Here is a 21,260-nt window from a genome sequence, read left to right on the forward strand (position 1 = left end):
CTCGCCGTACAGCGTCGCAAACATCTCGCCCCGTTCCCGCCCCCGGCGTCAGCACGATCGCCGCGATCAGCACCCACACCGCTCCCGCCCGCCTCAGGCCGCGCGGCCGGCATGATTTAGAGCTCCCGACTGGGCCGCTCCTGTTCGCGTAGAGGCGCGCCGCGCTCTGCAGAAGGTCGGCGGGTGCCGATAGGGGCGTCGGCGAGCAACAGCGCGAGGGTTCGCGCCATCGATCGCGCCCCCGCCGCCATCTGCCGGCCGTTGAGGCCGTCATGGTCGAGAAGTAGCGCATGGGCCAGCGCCGCCTGCCACATCGGAAACATCCGTGCGCGCTCAGTGCTGAGCCGATAGGCGCCGACGTAGCGGGCCAGGCTCAGCGGGAATCCCGTGCTGCTTGAACTGCCGGAGAAAGTTCTCGCCCGCATTTCGCTGGTCGATGCCCTATACCGACGAAAGAACGGCGATCAGTGCGGCGCCGATCATCATCGTCAGATCATCGAAGCGGTGGCTCGCGGGGACAAGACAGGTGCGGTCGCTCAGATGAGGAAGCATTTCGACGATCTCGAGAGCCGGCTCGTGCTCGATGAGGCTCGGGGCGAAAGCCATAACCTGACTGCGGTGCTGGAGCGCTTTTCGGCGCGCTCTTAAAGTGGCGTGGAGCGAGCCGTCAGCGTCCACGGCCAGCCGAGAAGCGCGCTCATCCCAATCGATCACGAATGTCCGGTTCAGGGCAGAAGCTTCGACGTCGGCTCCTGGCGCATCGCGCTCGGGTCCGTGGCGCTGTCTCAAAGATCGCAACGGAATGGTGGGAACCGTGACTCGGTTCCGGCTGCTCGCCTCATCAGCTCAATACAGAATCGCAGCACTTCTCAGGCAGGGTTTCTGCAACCTGCTCGATCAGCCACGCCACGCATCGCGTGAGAGCCCTCATGCGATTGACCGCATGCTGGACAGCTCCGCAGAATTCGTTTTGTCCGCGCCTGCTGGATCTGCCGTGCTGCTGACGTCTCGTCCGTCCCTACGGGTACTCCAGTGGCAGGACGCTCATCGCGATTTCGCAGACTGGATTGGCCGCCCCGATGTGACTGCGCCGTTGCTCAATCTGAAATTTCCGATGCCCATGTAAGATGAAACCGTTGATTGAGACTACGAGAGAACGAAAACGCCGATCGCCAGCGTCGCGAGGGTGAGCGGCGCGCCGATCCTGAAATAGGTCCAGAAATCGATGGTGATGCCGTCCTTGGCGGCACGCTCGGCGACGATCAGGTTGGCGACGGAGCCCAGCAGCGTGAAATTGCCGGCGAGCGTCGAGGCCATCGCCACGACGAGCCAGGCGCGCTGGGGATCGTGCAGATGCTCGACGAAGGGCTTCAGCACGAGAACCGCGGGGACGTTGCTGACGAGGTTGGACAGGATCGCCGTCACGCCGGTCAGGATCGCGGTGTTGCCGAGGTCGAGGCGGGTGGCCTGCGCCAGCAGGTCGGGCGTCAACACGGCGTGCTCAAGCCCCCGCACCACGACGAAGAGCCCGGCGAACATCAGCAGGAGCGGCCCGTCGATCTCGGCATAGACCTTGCGCGGCTCGATCCTGCGGGTGAGCAGCAAGAGCGCTGCCGCGCAGATCGCCACTTTCGCCACCGGCTGGCCGAGGAAGAACAGGGCGATCATCGCCACGGACACCAGCGCCGCCTTCGTCGCGAGCCAGCCATGATAGTGAGCGGGAACGGTGACGCTGCGCAGCGCCTGCCGCGTCATGTACTCGCGCGGATTGAGCAGGAGCACGAACAGGATCGTCACCAGCAGCCCCAGCGCCGCGACCGGCAGCAGCGCGCCGGTGAAGGCGCCGTAGGAGATGCCCGAGAGATTGCCGATGATCATGTTCTGGGGGTTGCCGGTGATCGTCGCCGTCGAGCCGACATTCGAGGCGAGCGCCACGGCGATGAGATAGGGCACCGGGTTGCGGTCGAGCGCGCGGGTCAGCGTGATCACGATCGGCGCCATCACCAGGCAGATCGCGTCGTTGACGAGGAAAGCCGAGAGCACGCCGGTCGTCATTACCACGACCGCAAGCAGCAGCACCGGATGCCGCGCCCGGCCGGCGGCCCAGCCGGTCACCATGCGGAAGAAGCCCGAGAGCCGCAGATTGGCGACCACGATCATCATGCCGAGCAGCAGCGTGATGGTGTCGAGGTCGATCGCCCGATAGGCGTCCTCGAGCGAGAGCACGCCGCAGCCGACCATGAGCGCCGCACCGATCAGCGCCGCCCCAGCACGGTCGACGCGCAAGCCGGGCATCCGGCCGATCGCAATGGCGACATAGGTCGCGAGGAAGATCGCGATCGCGAGGATCTGCGTCGCGTTGAGGCCCCAGCCGGTCATGTGAGATCAGGCCATTCTCTCTCGCGCCGCCGGCGCCGGGCGGGCGCCGTGGTCGGTCGGCGGCTCATAGCCGCGCGTCTCCGGCATGGCAACGAGATAGAGGACGAGGCCGCAGGCCGCGATGACCGCGAGCGTGACGAAGGCGGCGGAATAGCCGGCGGTGACGATGATCACCCCCGCCAGCGAAGCGGAGAGCGAGGCCCCGACGCCCTGGACCGTCGCCACAGCCCCTTGCGAGACATTGAAGCGGCCGGTGCCTCGCGTCAGGTCCGCCACCACGATCGGGAACAGCGCGCCGAAGATGCCGGCGCCGACCCCGTCGAGCGCCTGCACGGCGACCAGCCAGAACGGGTTGTCCGAGACGACATAGAGCGCCCCGCGCAGCGCCAGGACGCCGAAGCCGACGAGGAAGATCGGCTTGCGGCCCCAGTCATCGACCTTGGCGCCGACCATGATCGCCATCGGCACCATGACGCATTGCGCCGCGACGATGCAGATCGCGATCAGCGAGGTCGCCTGTTCCTTGCCGGCAACGCGGGTGAGCAATTGGCCGACGGAGGTGAGCATCGCGGCATTGGAGAGGTGGAAGATGGCGCAGAGCAGCGCGAACAGCATGAGATGGCGGTTCTGCAGCAGGGCCTTGAGGCCAGAGGGCTTCTCGTCGTCGACGGCTTCGTCGAGACCGCGGGCGAGATCGTCGTCGATCTCCTTCTCCGGCACCATCAGCATGGCGCCGATGCTGAGGACTGCGAGCACGGCCATGAGCCAGAACACCACGATCGGCCCGAAGAAATAGGCGGTCGCGCCTGCGATCGCGGCCGAGGCCGCATTGCCGAGATGGTTGAAGGCCTCGTTGCGGCCGATGCGCTTGGAGAACAGCTTCGGCCCGACGAGGCCGAGCGTGATCGCAGCCAGCGCCGGCGGGAAGATCGCGCCCGCGATCGCGGCGACCGATTGCGTGCCGACGACCAGGTAGAAATTGCTGATGAAGGGAAGCGCCAGGCACGACAGCGTGACCGCGATCGCGGAGGCGATGACGATCGCCGGCTTGTGGCGGCCCTTGTCGATCAGCGCTCCGGCCGGGGTCTGGGCGAGCAGGCCGACGATGCCGGCGATGGTCATGACGAGACCGACGGTCGCCTCGTTCCAGCCCTGCTCCGGGCCGCGCACGGCGATCAGATAGATCGCGAGATAGGGCCCCAACCCGTCGCGCACGTCGGCGAGGAAGAAGTTCAGAGCGTCGAGCCCGCGCAGGGCCTGCCGGGACGGCGAGCGCTCGCCCGATTTCGCCGGGGCGCCGGACTGGCTTTGCGTGGGCATCGGAGCGTCTCGCGGCAGGAGATGGGGATAGGGGCGAAGAGACCGTCCGGCATGCGCCGGACGGGGTCATGGCGAGGAAGTCTTTCGACGGCGCTCTCCCTCGATGTGGAGACGGTCATCCCCGGTCATGGGCCACCGACCAATCTGACCGAGGTCGCTCGATTCCGTGAACTCCTGGTCTCGCTGCGCGAGCGGGTCGGACGCGCGATCCGCGCAGCCTCGAGATTTGCGTGGAAGACAGGCTTTGCGCCAAAGCCGCGGGCGTTTTCAAGCTGCCTGATCGGCTCGATTGAAGATCGGCAAACCGAGCTCGACCAGTGTCGAAAAAGCAAGCTCTGCTTTTGCCGACCTTCCGGCCGGCCGGAGGCGTCGGCACAGACCGTGCGATCGATGCTGTATCCGGTTGCACTCTTGCGAGCGATCCGCATCGAGGATCAATCGCTTCGGTATTTGCATTTCTGCTCAACACCGACACCCCCCATGCTCGCCGTCCGATTGGGAAAACCGGTCGGCGATGTCTGCCATAAAGGCTTGAGCAGGGAGGTTTCATGTTTCGTAAGTTCGTGACGGCTGCATTTGGGCTCGGTTTGGGGTTGGGGGGAGCGGCTCACGCGCAAACCATGCAGGAACCGCTCGCCCTACGGGCGATGGGCTCGTTTCATGTCGGCGGAAAACTCGTCGAAATTTCAGGACGCCAGGTCAAGGAAGTCGTCTTCACGCCTGGTGGCACACCGGCCAAGTTCGATCCGAACGGCACCTATCAGACCGGCCAGATGTATGTTCAGTATTTTCTGCCGCAGAAGGAGCGGGGCAAGGTGCCTCTGCTACTCTGGCATGGCGGGGGCATGACCGGCGTGAATTTCGAGACGACGCCCGATGGCCGGGAGGGCTGGCTCGAGTTTTTCCTGCGCAAGGGGTGGTCGGTCTACAACTCGGATGCCGTGGAGCGTGGGCGTTCGAGTTGGGCGATGTATCCGGACGTCATCCCCGGAGAGCCGCTCTTCCTCACGACCGCGAACCCGTTCGAGCGCTTCCGCATCGGGGAGCCGGCGGGCGGCTTCAACCCCGACCCCGCCAAGCGCAAATACCTGCCGGGCAGCCAGTTTCCGGCCGAGGGCTACGACAATTTCGTCAAACAGATCGTGCCGCGCTGGACCAGCACCGACCAGATGATCATCGATGCCTATATCGCCGAGGTCGACAAGGTCTGCCCCTGCGTGATCGCCTTCCACAGCCAGGCGGGGCAGTTCGGCTTTAAGGTCGCGCAGGCCCGCCCCGACAAGGTCAAGGCGCTTGTCGCGGTCGAGCCTGCGGGTATCGGCGACCCGGCCAAGGCCGATGTCCTGAAGGACATCCCGGTACTGATGCTCTTCGGCGACTATATCGAGCAGGATTCGCGCTGGCCGACGATCCGCAAGACCGCGACCGATTTCGGCGATCGCATCAAGGCGGCCGGCGGCTCGGTCGATGTCGTGAATCTTCCTTCCGTCGGCATCAAAGGCAATTCGCACATGATGATGATGGACAAGAACAATTTGGAGGTCGCTCAGCTGATCGACGACTGGTTGGCCAGGAAGGGCCTTGCCAAATAGGGGCTCAAGGTAAGCTCGGGGGTCGGGCTTCGCCTCCCGGCCGCGCCTTTCGGGGCGGCCGGGCAAGCGCAAGGCGGCGCTGTCGAGCCCATAGGCCGGTTCCGGCCCGCATCGACCAGCGGCGACGCGTCAGCGCGTGCGCTGGTCGACACATCTCAATGCTTCAGGACCTGTCTGAAGAATGCATGGGCTCGTTCGGTTTGCGGGTGGTCGAAGATGCGATTCGGTGCGCCTTCCTCGACCTTCCGGCCGTCGGCCATGAAAACGACGCGGTCCGCCACCGTGCGCGCGAAGCCCATCTCGTGGGTTACGACCAGCATCGTCATGCCGGTGTCGGCGAGTTCCAGCATGACGTCGAGCACCTCCTTGATCATCTCGGGATCGAGCGCCGAGGTCGGCTCGTCGAACAACATGATCTTCGGCTGCATGCACAGCGCCCGCGCGATGGCGACGCGCTGCTGCTGCCCGCCTGAGAGCTGAAGCGGGAATTTCCGTGCCTGCTCGGGAATATGGACGCGCTCGAGATAGTTCATGGCCAGAGCCTCGGCTTCCCGCCGGCGCGTGCCGCGCACCAGCATCGGCGCGATCGTCAGATTCTCCAGGATGGTCAGATGCGGAAACAGGTTGAAGCTCTGGAAGACCATGCCGACTTCGCGGCGGATCGCCTCCAAGCCGCGGGTGCGCCCGTCAAGCTCGACGCCATTGGCGACGATGCGGCCTGCATGATGGCTCTCGAGGCCATTAATGCAGCGGATGAGTGTGGATTTTCCGGAGCCCGAGGGTCCGCAGATGACGATTTTCTCGCCGGTGGCGACCTCGAGATCGACATCATGCAGGACTTGGACGGAGCCATACCATTTGCACAACCCCTGGATGCTGACGGCAAGCGATGGCGCTTGGCGTGCCTCTTCCACATGATTTGCGAGAGCGCTCACGAGACATACCCCTTGTTCATCCGGCGTTCCATCAGGCGCGCATAGATCGAAAGCGCGAAGCCGAAGGCGAAGTAGACGAAGCCGACGAAGGTGTAGGCTTCGACATAGTATTTCCGCCAGACCGGGTCCTGCATGACTGCCGTTGTTGCAGTCAGGATGTCGAACAAGCCGATGATCATCACGAACGACGTATTCTTCATCGCGGCGATGACATGGTTCATGATGGCCGGAAAGGCGATGCGCAGGGCCTGAGGCAGGATGATGCGGCCGGTCATCTGCCAATAGCGCAGGCCCAGGGCCTTGGCGGCTTCATATTGCCCCTCCGGCACGGCCTGCAGGCCTCCGCGGATCGTCTCGGCCTGGTAGCAGGCGAAGAAGATCGCGATGCCGATGGTTACGCGCAACAGCTTGTCGACGTTCGTGCCGGCCGGCAGGAACAGCGGGAAGACATTGACCGCGACGAAAAGGATCGTGATCAGCGGCACCCCGCGCAGCGTTTCGATCAGCACGACGCTGACGGAGCGCAGCAGCGCCAGATGCGAGCGCCGGCCGAGCGCGAGCAGCACCGCGATCGGGAAGCCGAGGATCACGGTTCCGGAGAACATGATCATCGTCAGGGCGAGGCCGCCCCATTCGGTGGTCGGCACGATGCGCAGCGGCCCGATTCCACCATACATCAGCGCGCCGATGACGAAGACGGCGTTCGTCCAGAGCGGGACCAGCAGGCGCAGCGACCAGAACCGCGGCGTCAGCGTGACGATGACGGTGATCAGGTAGATGGCCACGGCCAGGGTCGGGCGCCATTGCTCGTCGAATGGGTAGAGCCCGAACAGGATGACCCGGTGCTTTTCCGCGATCACCGCCCAGCAGGCGCCGACAGCATCGCGGCAACTCTCAGGCCCGGTGGAGACGAACACGGCATCGAAGATCGCCCAATTCGCGATCTTGACACAGATCGGTACCACCAGAGCCAGGGTCGCAAAGCTCAGCAAGATGTGGAACGGCGAAGGCCATACACGCTCGCGGAGCCACCAGTCGAGAGCGTTGCGGCGGCCGCTCACCAGCGGCTGAAGTGTATTGGCCATCTCAGCGCCCCTTCAACGCAATGCGGCTGTTGTAGAAGTTCATGAGCAGCGAGGTGATCAGGCTCAGCGTGAAGTAGATCAGCATCATGATCGTGACCATTTCCATCGCCTGTCCGGTCTGGTTCATGACGGTGTTGCCGATGTTCACGAGTTCGGGATAGCCGATGATGACGCCCAGCGAGCTGTTCTTGGTCAGGCTGAGGAACTGGCTCGACAGCGGCGGCACGATCACGCGCAGCGCCTGCGGCAGGACGATGCGGGTCATGATCGAAAATGGGTGCAAACCGAGCGCGCGTGCCGCCTCGACCTGGCCTTTCGGCACAGCCTGAATGCCTCCGCGAACGATCTCGGCGATAAAGGCGCCGGTGTATATCGTCAGGCCGATGGCCAAAGCGAAGAACTCGGGCGAGAGCGTCAAACCACCCGTGAAGCCGAAACCACGTCGCTGCGGGATATCGGGCGTGAACTGGGCGCCCGTTACGAGCCAGGTCAGAAGCGGCAGCGCGACAAGCACGGCCAGCGCCGGTACGATCGGTTCGACATATCGCCCCGTGCGCTCGCCATAGCGGCGTGCCAACCGCGCCGCGGCGAATGCGGAAAGCACGGCGACGCCGAGAGCGATCATGATCGTCCCGCCGGAGGTGCCGAAGCCGGGCAAGGGCACTGTCAATCCGCGGTTACTGATGAAGCCGATGCCGAGCAGATCATGCGCCTGCCGCGGCGGCGGCAGGTTACGGATGATCGAAGACCACAGCAGGACATGCAGGATGATCGGCACGTTCCGGGCCAGCTCCACATAGGTGCCGGCGAGCGTCGAAATCACCACATTGCGCGAGGCCCGGGCCACGCCCGCGACGACGCCGAGCACAGTGGCGAACACGATGGCGACCGCGGCGACGCGGAGGGTGTTGAGTACGCCGACCAGCAAGGCTCGGCCATAGGTATCGCTGGCACTATAGGGGATCGGCGACTCGCCGATATTGAACCGCGCCAGCTGCTCCAGGAAGCTGAAGCCGGTGGCGATGTTCTGCCGCTGCAGGTTCTCGGAGACGTTGCTGTAGAGCGCATAGATGCCCAGCGCGAGCAAGACCGCGAGGCCGGCCTGATAGATCAAGCCCCGTGTGAAAGGATCGCCCCAGCTCAGCCTGCGGCGCGGCGGTTTTGCGGCCTGCCGGGCGCGTATATCGGCCCGTGTCGGCCCGCTGGCCGCGAGGCTCCGGTCAATGCTCGTCATGTCTTGTTACCCCGCGGCGCGGACGCGTCACTTGACCGGGAGCCCGTAGAGCAGTCCGCCCTCGGTCCAGAGCTTGTTGTGTCCGCGCGGCAGCGGCAGTTTCGTCTTGTCGCCGAAGTGGCGCTCGTAGATGTCCCCGTAGTTGCCTACGGACCTGACGACCCAGTAGAGCCATTTCTTGTCGAGCCCGAGCTTGGGGCCGTAATCACCGGTGACGCCGAGAAGGTCCTGGACATAGGGGTCCTTGGACTTCGTCATCTCGTCGACATTGGCTTGGCTTACCTTGTTTTCTTCGGCCTCCATCAGGCCGTACATCACCCATTTCACGATGTCGTACCATTGGTCGTCACCGTGACGGACGGCGAGTGCGAGCGGCTCCTTGGAGAAGGTCCCCTCGAGGATGACATGCTCCTCGGGCTGCGGCGCGTCGTACATCCGTACGCCCGGCAGCGCGTCGCGATCCTTGGCGAGTGCATCGCAGCGGCCGGCGACATAGGCGCTGGCGAGCTCCTTGTTGTTCTCGATCACGATCGGCGTGTATTTGAGCCCATGCTGGGTGAAGAGCCTAGCGACGGCCTGCTCGGTCGTGCTGCCGGGCGCCATGCAGATGGTGGCGCCGTTCAGATCCTCGACCGTCTTCACGCCGGCATCCTTGCGGACCATGAAGCCGAGGCCGGTATAGAAGACCGGCGGCGAAAAATTGAGTCCGAGCGCGGTATCGCGCGTCAAGGTCGCCGTCGTATTGCGCGCCAGCACGTCGACTTCGCCTGCCTGAATAGCGGGGAATCGTTGCTGGCTCGACAGCGCGACGAAGCGGACCTTTTCACCGCTGCCGAAGATCGCCGCACCGAGCGCCCGACAGAGATCGACCTCGAAGCCGGACCAGCGCCCCTTGTCGTCGGGAGCGGCGAAGCCGTAGCGGCCCGGATGGGCGCCGCAAAGGACTTCGCCGCGCTCGCGAATGGCCTTGAGCGTGTCGCCCTGGCCCGCCTCGGCCGGAAGAATGGCGGTGCAGAGAAGGGCGGCGATGGCGCCGGCGAAACCGAATGCGAAACGCATATTCTGACTCCCCTTGTTATGATGCGGCCCTGCGGAGCGCGGCGACCAGCGACGCCGCCATCCGCATGTCCCTGCGCATAGGCGTGCGAGATTCCTCGTTCAGCGACCGAGCCGCTCGAAACCCCGTTCGAGATCGTCGATCAGGTCGGAAACGTCCTCGAGGCCGACATGCACGCGCATACACTGGCCGGGTTCGCGCCAGGTCGTGGCCGAACGCAGGATGCGCGGATCGGTGGGAAGCAGCAGGCTTTCATAGCCGCCCCAGCTCGATCCCATGCCGAACAGGCGCAGACCGTCGACCATCGCCGCCAGCCGCCGGCGGTCCGTCTCGCGGATGACGAAGCCGAACAGCCCGGACGCGCCGGTGAAATGCGTCCTCCAAAGTTCGTGGCCGGGGTCGGTCTGGAGGGCCGGATACATGACGCGCGTCACTTCGGGCCGATTTGCAAGCCAGTTGGCCAGTTCGAGCGCGTTGGCGTGGTGCTGCCGCATCCTGACCGAGATGGTGCGCAGACCTCGTTGCGCGAGATAGGCATCGTCCGGGCCGACACAGATGCCGAGCCGCTGCGCGAACCCTTTCACGCGCTCATAGCTCGTCTCGGAGCACGAGATCGTGCCGAGCATCAGGTCGGAATGACCTGAAATATATTTCGTGCCGGCCTGGACGGAGATGTCGACGCCCAGCGTCAGCGGCTTGAAGAAAACGCCGCCGGACCAGGTGTTGTCGACGACGGTTACGATGCCTCGCGGCCTGGCCGCGGCCACGATGGCGGTGATGTCCGTCATCTCGAATGTCAGTGATCCAGGCGCCTCCATCCAGATCAGCCGCGTGTTCGGCTTGATCAGCCTGTCGATGCCGGAGCCGACCAGCGGATCGTAGAATTCGACCTCGACGCCGAAGCGGCGCAGGACGTCGTTACCGCAGTGACGACAGGGCCCGTAGACATTGTCGGCGATCAAGACGTGATCGCCGGGATCCAGATGGGCGAGCAGCGTCGTGGAAATGGCATTGGCGCCGGACGGGGTAAGCACCGTGCCGGCCGCCTCTTCCAGCGCCGAGACCGCATCCTCCAGCGCGAAGGTCGTCGGCGTTCCGCGCCGACCGTAGCGGACCTTCGCTTCGGCCTTGGCGTCGAGCGCCGCCAGCGTCGGAAACAGGATGGTGGAGGCATGAAACACCGGTGGATTGACGACGCCGAAATGCGCCGAGGGATCGCGCCCGGCATGGCAGATGACGGTATCCGGGCCGAGCCTGCGGTTCCGGTGGCCGTCCGTCGCGGCGGCGGGCTGGCTCGAGGCGATGTCGGATGGGGGCGAAAGGCTCATGCGTCACTCTTTCCTGACGAGCCGATGCGAGCACGGACAGAAGCGCGCGCTTCTCGACATTCGGCATGTAAATGCATACAATTGCATTTTACAGAGTGCAATCAAATTTATCGCGGCCTTTCCTTCTGTCGCTGTGCGTCGCCTGTTCAGGCGGCGTCCTTTTGCATAGGAAGGAAGAAGCTGATTGGGCTGCGGTCGGGGTGCGGCATAACGGAGCCGAAGACAGACGATGACCAAGTTGCCGAAAAGGGCGTCGACCGGAGGTCGCGACCTCGTCTTTGATGCGTATGAGCGCATCCGCGCCCTCATTCAGAAGGGCGAACTCGCCATCGGCGAGCGCGTGACGGAGATCGGCCTGGCAACGATCCTGGGCATGTCGCGGACCCCGGTGCATGAAGCCATCGCCAGGCTCGAGACCGATGGCCTGCTGACCAACGAGCCGCGCCGCGGCCTGATCGTCACCGATCTCGACCATCAACAGATTGTCGAGCTCTACTTCATGCGCGAAGTGCTCGAAGGCGCCGCGGCGCGGCTGACTGCGCAGGCGGCCAGCGAGATCGAGCTTGCTACGTTCGCGGGGCTTGTCGAGGCCGAGGCCGGCGCCCTGGATGACGTCCAGCGGATGTCCGAGATCAACCGCAATTTCCGCCATCTGCTGGCCCTGTCATCGCATAATCGCTACCTGCTGCGCAGCCTCAACCAGCTCTCGGTCACGATGTCGCTGCTGCCGACGCTGATCGGCGAGAACGGCCGTGCGGCCGTATTGCATCGGCAGCACCGCGAGATAACCGAAGCATTGCTGCGCCGGGACGGGCTGGCTGCGGAAAGCCTGATCAAGGCTCAGGTGCGCTCGTCGCAGCAGCATCGCATGAGCATCATGCTGCGCGCCCATGCGAGCACGGGTACGCGCGGTTGAACGGCGGTCATGCCGGCGCATGCCGCGGTTTCATCAGCTCAGCGCTTCCGCGACATGCCGCCTGTATCCGTCTCGGCCAGCGAGACGCTCGCGATAGGCTGCCAGTGACGGCAGATCGGGACGGGCTAGCGGGACGAGGAACCAGCGGTGGACAGCGGGTGCCAGGGCGATGTCCGCCAGTGTCAGGGACGGGCCGGCGAGATAGTCGTTTGCTTGGAAATGTCGGTTGAGCAGCGCGGCGTGGGCCGTCAACGCCTTGAGAGCCGCTTCCGCCGCCGCCGCGTCCTCGGCCTTCAAGGCGGTTCGGATCTTGCCCATCGCCGGCACGAAGGCGGTGGCCCCCCAATCCATCCACTGGTCGGCGCTCGCACGTCCTGCCGCGTCCGGCGGCCAGATCGTCCCCTTGCCGTAGCGATTGCCCAGGTAGCGCAGAACCGCATTCGATTCCCAGACGACGGCGCCATCATCGACGACGGTCGGCACCTTCCCATGCGGGTTGAACGCGCGGTAATCGATCGCGTCCGTGCCGCCGAACCGCCCGCCGCATGCGATCAGCTCGTAGCCCACCCCGAGCTCGTCGAGGGCCCAGAAGGCCTTCGCGCAATTCGATGAATCGCGGCGTCCGTAGATTTTGAGCATCGTCTTCATCCTTGCTGGGTCGCGGTCATGATGTCTTCGATGCTGGGCGCCTGATCGAGCGCGAGAATGGCGCGGAACAGGCTGCGAGCGCGCTCCTCGTCCAGGCTCGCGCCGGCGCAATCGACGAACTTGGCCTCCAGCTCGTCGTCCGACATCGGATTGAGCGGCCCGCGGCCGAACTCGGTCGAGGCCGAGGCTTCGACGACGCGTCCGTCGCCGAGCGTGACCTTGACGCGGCCGAGATATTCGTTCGGCTCGTCATGGGCGTTGGACCGAGTCAGAGCGGCAAGGGACGCCGTATCGGCGTCGAGGAAGGTGCTGTCGTCGAAGTCGCCGAGGCGGACGATGCCGGCCGTCAGCGCCTTGGCGGTCAAAAATTGGACGCTGAACTTCGCTTCGAGCCCGGTCTTCGGCCGGGGGCGATCGGTGTGGGCGAGCCGGCGCCGGTGGGTCCAGGTCTCGATCGCCGTGATCTCACCGGACCTGAAGGGACCGTGCCGGCGGTGCAGGGTCAATGCCGCATCGATGGCGGAATGTGCGCTGCCGCAGCAGGGGTGCTGCTTGATCGCAATGCCGGGTGAGAGAACGTCCGGCGAAGTCAGCCAGTCGCCAAGCGCCCTCTGCGGATCGAAGGTTCCGGCGCCGTTCAACACGTTGAAGAAGCCGTATTCGTGTTCGAAGGCTGAATGGCTGGCCGTGACGCCCTGCTCGGAGAGTGTTGCAGCGAGCAACCCGTTATAGGCGGCCTGACCGACATGGAGGGGCTTGATCGGCGTCCCGAAGTTGGACTTGAGGCCGCTTGCCATCGATACCGCGATCGCCAGTGCCGTGGCCATGCGCTCCGGATCGAGGCCCAGCAGATGGGCACTCGCCGTGGCGGCGCCGAATACGCCGAGCGTGGCGGTCGGATGCCAGCCTTTCTCGTAGTGATGCGGCATCACCGCCCTGGCGAGCCGCAATTCCAGCTCGACGCCTGCGAGATAGGCCGACAGGACAGCTCGTCCGGAAGAGCCGCGATCCTGCGCGAGCGCAAGCAGCGCGGGCACGACCGGCGCCGAAGGGTGACCACCCATGGTGGTGCTGCAATCGTCGAAGTCGAGAGCATGCGCCGCCGTACCGTTGATGACAGCGGCCTGCAGCGGGTGGCAGCGCCCGGGGCGGCCGATCTTGGTCGCGGGGCCGGCATCGGCAGCAATCTCCAGCGCGCGCTCGATGCCGTCAAGAAAGCCTGCCCGGCATCCGGCCAGCGCGGTCCCGATCGTATCCGCGAAGGCGCGCGCCGCCACGCGGCCCGCTTCCGGCGGCATCGTATCGAGCGTTATGGCGCTGGCGCGCCCTGCAAGTTCGAATGCGAAGCTCATGGAGTCCTCGTCGCTCAAAAGGCTGGGCCGGGCCGGTCAGACGCAGCTGGATTCTTGGATCAGCGCGGTCAGTTCACGGACGCTGTCGAGATCTTCGAGCCGCATGAGCATGTCGAAGCTGGCTTCGATTCCTGCGGCCGTCAGCGCGCGGCCGGCGCAATCGGTGTATTTCGCCCGCAACATGCCGTCCGGCAGCGGGGCTTCCGGCCCACGGCCGAGAGGGGAAGACACCGACGCAGTGAGGCGGGTGCCATCGCTCAGGACGACGACGATTTCGGCGCCATAGTCGTTGGCGTCGTCGCTATGCTCGTCTACGCCGATGAGTTCCATCACGCGCGTGACCTGCGGATCGTAGAGCGCGTCATCCTCGAAATGCGAAAGCGTCACGGCGCCGTTCACCAACCCTCGCGCGACCGCGTAGGGCATCGAAAACTTGGCGTTGAGCGCGCTGGTCGCGGGGTTGCGTACATGCGGCAGCAGGCGTCTGCGGTGCATCCGCACTGTCACCGCGGCGATGCTGTCGGCGGTCAAACTCTCGCGGCGCCGGAGTTCGATGGCCGCATCTATCGCACCATGCACGCTGTAGACGCACGGGTATTTCTTGATGGAAATCCCCGGCGCCAGCAGATCGAGCGGCTGCCCCCACGCTTCCAGCATGCGGTCCGCGTTGAAATGGCCCGTGCCGTTGAAGACCTCGAGAAATCCCTGGGGATGCTCGAAGGCTTCTGGCGAAGCCGGCACGCCTCCCGCGGCGAGAAGAGCGGCGAACAGCCCGTTGCGCGCGGCAAAGCCGGCATGCAGCGGCTTGGTCTGCGTGCCGAAATTCGCTTTGACGCCGCTGGCGAAGGATGCGGCCGTCGCCAGCGCATGGGCGAGCCTATCGGCGGGGAGGGCGAGCAGCCTCCCGCAGGCCGCAGCCGCGCCGAATATTCCGAGCGTGGCCGTCGGATGCCACCCCTTCTCGTAGTGATGGAAATTGACGCCTCGCGCGATGCGGGTCGCGGTCTCGACACCGACGATATAGGCGTCGAGCAGCTCGGCTCCTGTCGCGTCGCGCTGCTCGGCGAGGGCCAGCAGTGCCGGGATGATGATGACGGTCGGGTGGCCGGAGAGCGATTTGCTCGTGTCGTCGTAATCGAGCGCGTGGCCGGACGTGGCGTTGACATAGGCTGCTTCGAGGCGGCCGATCCGTGCCTTACGGCCGAGCACGAGGCAATCCCCGGCATTCGGTGAGGTGGCCAGCGCGATGTCCGTCGTCGCTGTCCGTGCGCCCAGCAGGGCGCAGCCGATCATGTCCGCGATGGCGTCCTTGGCCCATTTGCGAGCCATCGGATCGAAGCTGTGCGGATCGAGGGCAACGGAACGCTCCGCAATGTGCTGGACCAGCATCCGCAATTCTCCGAGAGACCAGATGGCGACGACAACCGTGTGCGCTGTACCGATATGCGCGGCAGAGCGAGTCTGTCTACTTCTGCATGCAAATGAATTCAATAGAGCTCAATTTGTCGCGAACAGGCAGCTGCCGCGCTCGGTAACGATGTGTCGGAGGGCGCAGTCGGGCGGGGGCTCGGCCTCGGGAGGCGGGGCCGCCGAGTTGATCGGGAGAAGCGGCCTGTGGCGCGTCAGGAGCGCGGCTGGCCAGCGACACCACTCGCGGAAAGCATGCGGACAGTCGAACATGCGCAACGCCATGCCGCCTTGCAGCCGATGTGCGGCCGGCGGCGTCGGCAAAGGCGCAGGATCGCAAGGCGCGATCCTGCCAGGCCCGATAACGTCAGGCGTTTGCGGCGTTTCAGATCGACATGTTCGCGCTCTTGACCAGCTCTGCCCAGCGCCTGGATTCGGCACGCATCATCTCGGCGAAGGCTGCCGGCTCGTTGCCGATCGGCTCCGCGCCTTCGTTGCGCAGGCGCTCCTTGATCGTGTCGTTGTTGATCGTGCTGACCGTGGCGTCACGAAGAGCCTTGACGATGGACTCCGGGGTGCCCTTCGGCACGACGAGCCCGTACCAGGCCGTTGCCCGGTAATCCGGCCAGCCGAGTTCGGCCACGGTCGGAGTCTCGGGGAAGAGCTTGGTGCGCTGCGGGCTTGTGACGGCCAGCAGCCGCACGGACTTGCCCTCGATCAGACCCAGCACCGACGGAACGGTCGTCACCATGAAGTCGGTCTGTCCGGCGAGGAGGTCCGTCAAAGCTGGCCCGGCCCCGCGATAGGGAACGTGGACCGCATCGAATCCTGCAGTCCTGGCGAGCAGGACGGTGGCGAGATGGCTCGCCGAACCGTTGCCGGCAGAACCGTAGGTGAGCTTCCCGTTGTTCTTCTTCGCGTGATCGATCAGGTCCCGCGCGGTCTGGAACGATGATTTCGATGCCACCACCAACGCGAGCGGCGTATCGGAGATCAGAGTGACCGGATCGAAGGCTGTCAGCGGGTCAACCCGGACATTTTTGAACAGGTGGGGATTGACGACCATGGGTCCCTGGTTGGCCAGCAGGACCGTGTAGCCGTCCGGCGGCGAGGAGGCGGCCTGTGCGGTGATGAGATTGCCACCGGCCGAGCCGTTGTTCTCGACGACCAGGGACTGGCCGAGCTTTTCACCGATGCCCTGCGCAACGAGCCGCGCGATGGCATCAGTTCCGCCGCCTGCCGCATAGGGGACAAGCAACTTCATCGGCCGCGTGGGAAAGGCAGCCTGCGACCGTGCGACGGTGCTGAGCGCGCTCCCTGCCGCCAGAGAAGCCGCGCCCAGAACCAAGCTCCTGCGAGTCAGATGCATCATTCGTCCCTCCCAAAGTCAGGGCGGCTGGTGGCCCCGTTATCGGAGCTTCTTTCAACGCAAAGGGCGAATTTGAGAAATGCGATAATTGATCCGATTGATGCGATATCCCTATCAATTATAGAAAGTTCGATCGCGGGTTCGCATTCCAGGTGTGGATCAGCATGTCCCTGAAGCGTTGGGCCGCAGGTGCAAGGCGCGCTTTCCGCCGCTCGACCAGGCCGATCGTTCGCGATACCGGCGGTGCGCCGATTGCCTTCGTCGCAATGACGGGGTGATCCTGCGGTGGCGTCGCGAGCCGGGGCAGCACCGAGACGCCAAGACCGCGCTCGACCAGTCCGAGCGACGTCGTCAGGTGGTTGACTTCGAACTTGAACGTCAGCCCCACGCCCTCCTTGGCGAGAGCGCTTTCCAGAATCATGCGGTTGCCGCTGGCGCGGCTGACCCCGATGAGCGTCTGGTCGGCAAGATCCTTCCAGGCCAGCTCCTGCCGAGCGGCGAGCGGATGATCACGCCTGCATGCGAGGACGAATGGGTCCTCGACGAGCGGTGTGAAAGCCAGGTCAGGGTCCGAACTGCCGAGAAGATTGATGCCGAATTCGGCCTCGCCCCGTGCCACGCTCTCCAGGCCGTCATTTGCGGACAGATCGAGGATACGAAAGCGGATCAGCGGATAGATCGCGCTGAACGACTCGATGGCGCGTGGCAGGAAGTAGAAGGCGGCCGTCGGCACGCAGGCGATGGTGACCTGACCGTACTGCCGCCCGGCGACACCCGTGATGCCGAGCAGAGATTCCTCAAATTCGTCGAGCAGGCGACGGGCCAGCGGCGCGAAGGACCGGCCGACGCTCGTGGGTCCGACTCTGCGCGTCGTTCTTTCCAGCAGCGGCGCGCCGACCGCGGCTTCCAGCGCCTGCACGCGACGGGACAGGGCGGGCTGCGAGATGTTGAGCATCTCAGCCGCTTTGTGAAAGCCGCCCAGCTCGAGCACGGCGAGGAAGGCGCGGATATCGAGCAGTTCAAAATTGATGCGCATTGCCGATCAATGATCGAGATTTTTGCATTTCACAACATGATGGGGGTGGCAGATATCGCTTTTCCAGTTGCCGTCGATCTCGGCGGAAGCTGCTGGAAGGAGCCGCGATGGCGACCCAACTTCGCATTCCATGCACACTCATGCGCGGCGGCACGTCGCGCGGTCCTGTTTTCCTCGCTTCCGACCTGCCGGCCGATCCCACTCTGCGTGGCGAGATTTTGCTGTCGGTCCTGGGGTCGGGCAATGAGCTTCAGATCAATGGGCTCGGTGGCGGCAACCCTCTGACAAGCAAGGTCGCCATCGTGGGGCCATCGACTCACCCCCGCGCCGATGTCGACTATCTCTTCGCCCAGGTGGAGGTCATCGAAAGGACCGTCGACACCTCCCCGAACTGCGGGAACATGCTGTCGACGGTTGCGCCCTTCGCCATAGAGAAGGGACTCGTTCAGGGCCAAATCGGCCGCACACGCGTCGTCATTCACAACGTCAACACCGGCCAACTCATCGCCGCCACGGTGCTGACCCCTGACGGGCGGCCCACTTACGATGGCGACACGGTCATCGACGGCGTTCCCGGCAGCGGTGCGCCGGTCGAACTGGAATTTCTAGGCGTCGCTGGCGCCAAGACCGGAATGCTGTTGCCGACGGGATCGGCCGTCGACAGAATCGACGGCGTCGAAGTCTCCTGTATCGACGCTGCAATGCCTCTGGTCGTGATCGAAGCCACCGCGCTGGGGAAGACCGGCGGCGAGTTGCCGGCGGACTTGGATGGCGACCGGTCGTTGATGAATCGTCTGGAGAGGATCCGACTGGAAGCCGGCAGGCGAATGGGGCTGGGAGACGTGTCCAACCTCGTCATTCCAAAACCCGTGTTGATCGGCCCGCCGCAGAAAGGCGGCACGCTCACGGCGCGCTACTTCATGCCGCACTCCTGCCACAAGGCTTTCGCCGTGACCGGCGCCGTCGGTCTCGGCACGGCCTGCGGCACGCCGGGCACGCTGGCGCATCGTCTCGTCGGAGGGGACAGCCTGCCCCGCAGCGTGACGATCGAGCATCCGTCGGGGCGCATCGAGGTCGTCATCGACCGACGGGAAGGCGCAGCCACCGCCGCGGTGCTCAGAACGACAAAGCCAATCCTGGAGGGCATCGCCTTCGCCCAAATTCCGGACCGGCCGGCGCCCCTCGCGGCCTGATGCTCTCTTGGGAGTTTCGTCTAGTTCTGTAGCCTGCCGATCGTCTGCAACAGACGGTGCTGCAAGGATGACCGTACATGGGCGCGGGCGGCGGATTCGGCTCGCTCGCTGTCGCGCTCCAACAATGCCGCGACGATGGCGCGATGCTCCGACGCCGCAGATCGCGCGCGATCGCCCATTGCGAGGAGACTCGGCAAGAGGGACATCGTGATGCCGAGTTGCGTCAGGCTGCGGAGCAGATAGCGGTTATGCGCGGCAAGCGCGATCATGTTGTGGATTTTGACGTTTATATCGCTGAGAGCGTCCAGGGTTACGCCCGGCTCGGATTCGAGCGCGCTCAGGGCGGAGATCGTTTCCAGCTCGATGTCGCTGGCGCTCTGGGCCGCCAGGCGCGCTGCTGCGCCCTCGAGCACCTCCCTCATAAAATAAAGTTCGACCACCTGCTGATGGTTGAGGTTGGAGACGATCAACCCGCGCCGGGGCTCGTTCGTCAGCAAGCCGTCGGCTTCGAGACGAAGGATGGCATCGCGCACGGGCGTCCGCGACACGCCGAAACGGGCCGCGAGATCGACCTCCGTGACGCGCTCGCCGATGGGGAGCGTGCCTTTGCGGATGGCATCGCGCACCTTGATCTGGATATCGGAGGCCAGATCGCCGCTGCCGCTGATCTGATGATCGGTCGTGTCGGCCGAAGTTGGTCGCCGTTTGCCGCTGGTCCGGACTTTGACTGGCTTCGCCAACCTGCAAACCTTTCATCGCCTGACGGCGCGCATCGGCCGGGCCGAGACGCCGGCCACTGCCGGACAGAGGCTCGGCGCAACCGCCGAGCCTGAGCAGTGCGGTTAGCACGGATGCCCGAAACCGGCCAAGATGCCACGGGCCTGAGCCGCTCTGAGAGGCGGCCCAGGCGGGATGGGCTTCAGTGCTGCCGGGCCTCAAGCAAGGCGGAAATTCTTGGAATAGACAGCCTGTCGTTCGTGGCGAAGCCCGTGACCGCCTTGAACAGCTCGTCTGCCTTCTCGTCTCCCAGAACCGGCGCGACAAGCCCTTCGAACTTGTCTTGAATCTGAGCCCAGTTCAGCGGCCGGTCGGGGTGACCGAGGACGATATCGACCGAGGCCTCCATCTGCTGCCCGTCCGAGAGATCGATCAGCAGCTTCGCGGCCACCTCCGACTGTCCCTTGACGGGAATGCACTCGATTTTGGGCAGAAGTTCCGAAACCGCCGGATCCGCAACCATCTCATCGGTAAAATCGAAAGCGGAGAGGCGGTATCCGACGAGACCCATGGCAATGCAGCAATAGGTGCTGAAACGGGCTTCCAGGCCCGTTCTGGGCGCGGGGTTGCCTGCGGCCACCAGCGCAATCGGATTGACGAAGGCCTGGATCCTGGTGACCGTCCTGTTCCCGACCTGATCCTTGACGCTCAGGGCGGCTTCAGCCGCGGCATGCGTCGCGCGGCAGCTCGCGAAGCGCTTGTAGCCATTGCGCAGGACGTACCACTGTTCGTCGAAGTCCAGCTCCGGCAGCACAAACTCCGCTCCCTTCAGGAAGCTCGGCAGCAGCCCCTTGTCGCGCTCGAAGAGGTTCTGCCCGGACACGAAGCCCGAACGCGCCATTTCTGCGGCCATAACGCCGTCCATGGCTGCCTTGCCCGCATGGAACGGCTTGGAATGTGTGCCGAACGAGCCGACGAGCCCGCCTGCGGTTGTGGCGGCGACGCCGAGCGCGTTCGCCACCTGATCCTGGTCGAGATCCAGGAGAACGCTCGCACTGGCCGCGGCACCGGCTCGGCCGAATATCGATGTCGGGTGGAAGCCATGGTGCTGAAGCGTGCGGCCCACACCCTGCTGCCCCCCGCCGCCGAGCCGCGCCATGACTTCATATCCGGTGACGAAAGCGCGGAGGGCGGTCTCGTCGTCGACCTCGTGATGTTCCGCCAGGCTGAGCGCGGCCGACCAGCAGGGGCCACTGGGATGTCCGCCGCCGGCGTAGTGCACGTCGTCGAGGTCCATGGCGTGGGTCATGGTTCCGTTGAGCAATGCCGCGATCGCCGGCTGGGTTTTCGAACCTAGAAAGATGCGCGCCCCGCCCGGCGCGTTCCAGTTGGCGGCGACCGCGCGGAGGGCTTCGACGGCGCCGTCCTGATGGCCGGCCACCGAGACGGCGATGAAGTCGACGAGAGCTTGCCTGCCGGCATCCCGCACCGCTTCCGGCAAGACTCGTCCGCGTGCGCCGGCGACGAAACTCGCCAGCTTTTCAGAGCGGTTCTGTTCGAAAGACTGCTCGCTCATTGATCACCTCCAGCGACTCGACCGACCTCAGGCAGCGCCGTAGCCTCACCGGGGCATATCGTGCTGACATCGCACGTCAAGTACAAATGTATGCAGATGCATGTTGATTTGTTTCG

18 protein-coding genes and 1 pseudogene are annotated in these 21,260 nt (G+C 64.9%); 5 read left to right on the forward strand and 14 right to left on the reverse strand.

Translation table 11 applies throughout. The features are described from left to right. Positions 1-378: 378 nt before the first annotated feature. Positions 379-648: pseudogene (locus GGC47_RS20710) on the forward strand (FCD domain-containing protein); the annotation flags it as partial. A 498-nt stretch (positions 649-1,146) separates the two neighbouring features. Here GGC47_RS20710 and GGC47_RS20715 read toward each other — a convergent pair. Beyond that, a complete protein-coding gene (locus GGC47_RS20715) occupies positions 1,147-2,379 on the reverse strand; it encodes an anion transporter (RefSeq protein WP_142022726.1) in 1,233 nt (410 codons plus the stop codon). Between the two features lie 6 nt (positions 2,380-2,385). After that, positions 2,386-3,699 (reverse strand): MFS transporter, encoded by a 1,314-nt coding sequence (locus GGC47_RS20720; protein WP_142022727.1) that lies wholly within the window; start codon positions 3,697-3,699, stop codon positions 2,386-2,388. Positions 3,700-3,750: 51 nt separating this feature from the next. Here GGC47_RS20720 and GGC47_RS20725 point away from each other — a divergent pair, with 51 nt between their 5' ends. Beyond that, complete coding sequence (locus GGC47_RS20725) at positions 3,751-4,266, forward strand: MBL fold metallo-hydrolase (protein ID WP_142022728.1); 516 nt, start codon at positions 3,751-3,753, stop codon at positions 4,264-4,266. Positions 4,267-4,319: 53 nt separating this feature from the next. Next, positions 4,320-5,291 carry an alpha/beta hydrolase gene (locus tag GGC47_RS20730; protein WP_142022729.1) on the forward strand — a complete coding sequence of 324 codons (972 nt, stop codon included), beginning with the start codon at positions 4,320-4,322 and terminating at the stop codon, positions 5,289-5,291. A gap of 155 nt (positions 5,292-5,446) precedes the next feature. On the opposite strand, the gene GGC47_RS20735 is transcribed toward GGC47_RS20730, so the two are convergent. The 5 genes from GGC47_RS20735 to metC form a co-directional block, all read right to left on the reverse strand. After that, the gene (locus GGC47_RS20735) at positions 5,447-6,226 is read right to left on the reverse strand and encodes an amino acid ABC transporter ATP-binding protein (protein ID WP_081925342.1); all 780 of its coding nucleotides are present in this window, start codon (positions 6,224-6,226) and stop codon (positions 5,447-5,449) included. Then, the gene (locus GGC47_RS20740) at positions 6,223-7,311 is read right to left on the reverse strand and encodes an amino acid ABC transporter permease (RefSeq protein WP_142022730.1); all 1,089 of its coding nucleotides are present in this window, start codon (positions 7,309-7,311) and stop codon (positions 6,223-6,225) included. Before GGC47_RS20740 ends, GGC47_RS20735 begins: the two co-directional genes overlap by 4 nt. A 1-nt stretch (position 7,312) precedes the next feature. Next, positions 7,313-8,545, reverse strand: a complete 1,233-nt coding sequence (locus GGC47_RS20745) for an amino acid ABC transporter permease (RefSeq protein ID WP_429068657.1) — start codon at positions 8,543-8,545, stop codon at positions 7,313-7,315. A gap of 27 nt (positions 8,546-8,572) precedes the next feature. Beyond that, entirely contained in the window at positions 8,573-9,604 is a 1,032-nt protein-coding gene (locus GGC47_RS20750) for an amino acid ABC transporter substrate-binding protein (protein ID WP_429068658.1), read from the reverse strand. 99 nt (positions 9,605-9,703) lie between these two features. Beyond that, the gene (metC, locus tag GGC47_RS20755) at positions 9,704-10,930 is read right to left on the reverse strand and encodes a cystathionine beta-lyase (RefSeq protein ID WP_142022733.1); all 1,227 of its coding nucleotides are present in this window, start codon (positions 10,928-10,930) and stop codon (positions 9,704-9,706) included. A gap of 229 nt (positions 10,931-11,159) precedes the next feature. Here metC and GGC47_RS20760 point away from each other — a divergent pair, with 229 nt between their 5' ends. Further along, positions 11,160-11,846, forward strand: a complete 687-nt coding sequence (locus tag GGC47_RS20760) for a GntR family transcriptional regulator (protein ID WP_038362668.1) — start codon at positions 11,160-11,162, stop codon at positions 11,844-11,846. A gap of 33 nt (positions 11,847-11,879) precedes the next feature. Here the strand turns inward: GGC47_RS20760 and GGC47_RS20765 are convergent, their stop codons facing one another. The 5 genes from GGC47_RS20765 to GGC47_RS20785 all read right to left on the reverse strand — a co-directional run bounded on the left by GGC47_RS20765 (position 11,880) and on the right by GGC47_RS20785 (position 17,658). Continuing rightward, positions 11,880-12,494 carry a glutathione S-transferase family protein gene (locus GGC47_RS20765; RefSeq protein ID WP_429068659.1) on the reverse strand — a complete coding sequence of 205 codons (615 nt, stop codon included), beginning with the start codon at positions 12,492-12,494 and terminating at the stop codon, positions 11,880-11,882. Next, complete coding sequence (locus tag GGC47_RS20770; protein WP_142022735.1) at positions 12,491-13,846, reverse strand: MmgE/PrpD family protein; 1,356 nt, start codon at positions 13,844-13,846, stop codon at positions 12,491-12,493. The genes GGC47_RS20765 and GGC47_RS20770 overlap by 4 nt, the downstream gene beginning before the upstream one ends. A gap of 36 nt (positions 13,847-13,882) precedes the next feature. After that, positions 13,883-15,235 (reverse strand): MmgE/PrpD family protein, encoded by a 1,353-nt coding sequence (locus GGC47_RS20775; RefSeq protein WP_142022981.1) that lies wholly within the window; start codon positions 15,233-15,235, stop codon positions 13,883-13,885. Positions 15,236-15,638: 403 nt separating this feature from the next. Next, a complete protein-coding gene (locus GGC47_RS20780; RefSeq protein ID WP_038362674.1) occupies positions 15,639-16,625 on the reverse strand; it encodes a Bug family tripartite tricarboxylate transporter substrate binding protein in 987 nt (328 codons plus the stop codon). Positions 16,626-16,740: 115 nt separating this feature from the next. Continuing rightward, the gene (locus tag GGC47_RS20785) at positions 16,741-17,658 is read right to left on the reverse strand and encodes a LysR family transcriptional regulator (protein WP_038362676.1); all 918 of its coding nucleotides are present in this window, start codon (positions 17,656-17,658) and stop codon (positions 16,741-16,743) included. 107 nt (positions 17,659-17,765) lie between these two features. Between GGC47_RS20785 and GGC47_RS20790 the strand changes: the two genes are divergently transcribed. Next, positions 17,766-18,851, forward strand: a complete 1,086-nt coding sequence (locus GGC47_RS20790) for a 4-oxalomesaconate tautomerase (RefSeq protein ID WP_142022736.1) — start codon at positions 17,766-17,768, stop codon at positions 18,849-18,851. Positions 18,852-18,871: 20 nt separating this feature from the next. Here the strand turns inward: GGC47_RS20790 and GGC47_RS20795 are convergent, their stop codons facing one another. Together GGC47_RS20795 and GGC47_RS20800 are read right to left on the reverse strand one after the other, a co-directional pair. After that, complete coding sequence (locus GGC47_RS20795) at positions 18,872-19,591, reverse strand: GntR family transcriptional regulator (RefSeq protein ID WP_197062741.1); 720 nt, start codon at positions 19,589-19,591, stop codon at positions 18,872-18,874. A gap of 179 nt (positions 19,592-19,770) precedes the next feature. Continuing rightward, the gene (locus tag GGC47_RS20800) at positions 19,771-21,144 is read right to left on the reverse strand and encodes an MmgE/PrpD family protein (RefSeq protein WP_142022737.1); all 1,374 of its coding nucleotides are present in this window, start codon (positions 21,142-21,144) and stop codon (positions 19,771-19,773) included. Positions 21,145-21,260: the final 116 nt, after the last annotated feature.

It is taken from the genome of Allobosea sp. OAE752, assembly GCF_050433265.1.
GTDB lineage: Bacteria > Pseudomonadota > Alphaproteobacteria > Rhizobiales > Beijerinckiaceae > Allobosea > Allobosea spartocytisi.